General features: G+C 75.7%; 2 protein-coding genes. Both read left to right on the top strand.

The features are described 5' to 3' along the window. Positions 1–535: LacI family DNA-binding transcriptional regulator (locus AOK18_RS23010; protein ID WP_240503278.1), on the top strand; the 535-nt coding region annotated here is incomplete at its 5' end. Positions 536–821: 286 nt separating this feature from the next. Further along, entirely contained in the window at positions 822–2006 is a 1185-nt protein-coding gene (locus tag AOK18_RS23005) for a S1C family serine protease (RefSeq protein WP_055695571.1), read from the top strand. The last annotated feature ends 163 nt before the right edge of the window (positions 2007–2169 follow it).

Genomic DNA, 2169 nt, shown 5'->3' with positions numbered 1-2169 from the left:
CACCTCGGTCGCGATGCCCGCTTCCTCCATGGCGTGCGGCCAGCCCTCGACGTGGTCGGAGACGGGGTCACCCACCGCGGGGGTCTCCGCGGTGGGTGACCCCGTCTCCGACCACGTCGAGGGCTGGCGGCAGGCCATGGAGGAAGCGGGCCTCCCGACCGAGGGCCGCCTCTTCGAGGCCCCGTACAACCGCTACGACGCCTACCGCGTCGGGCTCGACATCCTCTCCGGGCCGGACCGTCCGCCCGCGGTCTTCTGCTCCACCGACGACCAGGCCATCGGCGTGCTGCGCGCGGCGCGCGAGCTGCGCATCGACGTGCCCGGCGAGCTGGCGGTCGTCGGGTTCGACGACATCAAGGAGGCGGCGCTCGCCGACCCGCCGATGACGACGGTCGCCTCCGACCGCTCGGCGATGGCGCGCGCGGCGGTCGACCTCGTCCTGGACGACGGACTGCGGGTGGCCGGCTCGCAGCGCGAGCGGCTGAAGGTCTTCCCGTCCGAGCTGGTGATCCGCCGCTCCTGCGGCTGCGGGTGACACCGGCCCCGTCCCGCCGCATCCGGCCGCATCCGGCCGCGTGAGGCGCCCCCTCCCTTCCCCTCGGGGGCCCTTCGCCTCCGTGGGGCCCCCTCCGCCCGCGTGGAGCGCCCCCTTCGTTCTGGTGGAGCACCTCACCGTCTCCGTGAGACCCCCCGTCTCCCCGGAGTCGACTCCGCCGTCCTTATGCCGCCTCCGTCGTCCTTATATCGGGCATACGAGGTTCTGTCGGGCTTCTCAGCGGGCACTCAGGATGTTCTCATCGTCGGGCGCCAGGCTCGACGGCATGACCGAGAGCCATCGCCGCGGCAGCGAGCACGAGAGCCCCCGGACGGGCGGCCACGAGCCCCATTCCTCCCCCGTGGACCCGGACCGGCCGACCCCGCCGGCATACGCGCCGGGGCGGCCGGGGTACGCACCGGACCGGCCGGCCACCGCCGCACACCCGACGGACCCGGCGGCCCCGGTGACGGCACCGGACCCCTTGGCGGCACCGGACCCGATGACGGCGACACGGCCGGTCTCCGCCGGGCACCCGGCGGAACCCGCGGACCCGCTCCCCGCGGCCGGACCGGCCGCTCCCCGTCCCCGCCGGAAGCGCGACCGCGGTCCGGTCGCGCTGCTCGCCGCCGTGGCGATCGTGGCGGCGGCCGTGGGCGGCGGCACCGCGTACGGCGTCCAGGAGCTGACCGGCGGCAGCACCGTCGCGTCCGCCGGCCCGGCCGGCACCAGCGTGGTGCCGGCCGGCCGGAAGGGCACGGTGGCCGGCGTCGCCGAGGCGGTCGGCCCGAGCATCGTCGAGATCAACGCCGAGTCCACCGCGGGATCGTCCACCGGATCCGGCGTGATCATCACGGACGACGGCGAGGTCGTCACCAACAACCACGTCATCGCCGGCGCCTCGTCCGTCGAGGTGCGGACCGGCGACGGGAAGACGTACACCGCGGACGTCGTCGGCACGGAGAGCTCCAAGGACCTCGCGCTGATCAAGCTGCGGGACGCCTCGGGGCTGACGGCGGCCACCCTCGGCGACTCGGACGGGGTGCGGGTCGGCGACGAGGTCGTGGCGATCGGCTCCCCCGAGGGTCTGACCGGCACCGTCACCAGCGGCATCGTCTCGGCGCTCGACCGTGACGTGACCGTCTCCACCGACGAGAGCCGGGGGCAGCGGCAGGGGCAGCCCGGCGGCTGGCCGTTCGAGTTCGACGGCCGAGAGTTCAACGGCGACACCGGCGGGTCCACGACGACGTACGAGGCGATCCAGACCGACGCGTCCCTGAACCCCGGCAACTCCGGCGGTGCGCTGATCGACATGAACGGCGACGTCATCGGCATCAACTCCGCGATGTACGCGTCGAGCGGCGGTGACTCCTCCCCGGCCGACGCCGGCAGCGTGGGCCTGGGCTTCGCCATCCCGGTCGACACGGTCAAGGCGGACCTCCCGGCGCTGCGCTCCGGCTCCATGGACTGACGGGACGGCGCGCCGCCCGCCCGGGGAGCCGGACCCGGCCGGGCGGCTCCCGCACGCCGTCCGCCCCGCGCCCGGCCTCCGCCGCGTGTCCGGTCTCCGTCCCGCGCCCGGCACCGGTACCGGCCCCGCCCCGCCCCGCCGGAGGGGCGGGGCGGGGCCGGTA

Source organism: Streptomyces prasinopilosus (genome assembly GCF_001419695.1).
GTDB classification, from domain to species: Bacteria; Actinomycetota; Actinomycetes; order Streptomycetales; family Streptomycetaceae; genus Streptomyces; species Streptomyces prasinopilosus.
This window is presented reverse-complemented; position numbering and strand designations above follow the sequence as displayed.

Bases quoted from the DNA above. Each gene is read 5' to 3' on its own strand.
- AOK18_RS23005 (WP_055695571.1), top strand. From the start codon at position 822: ATGACCGAGAGCCATCGCCGCGGCAGCGAGCACGAGAGCCCCCGGACG.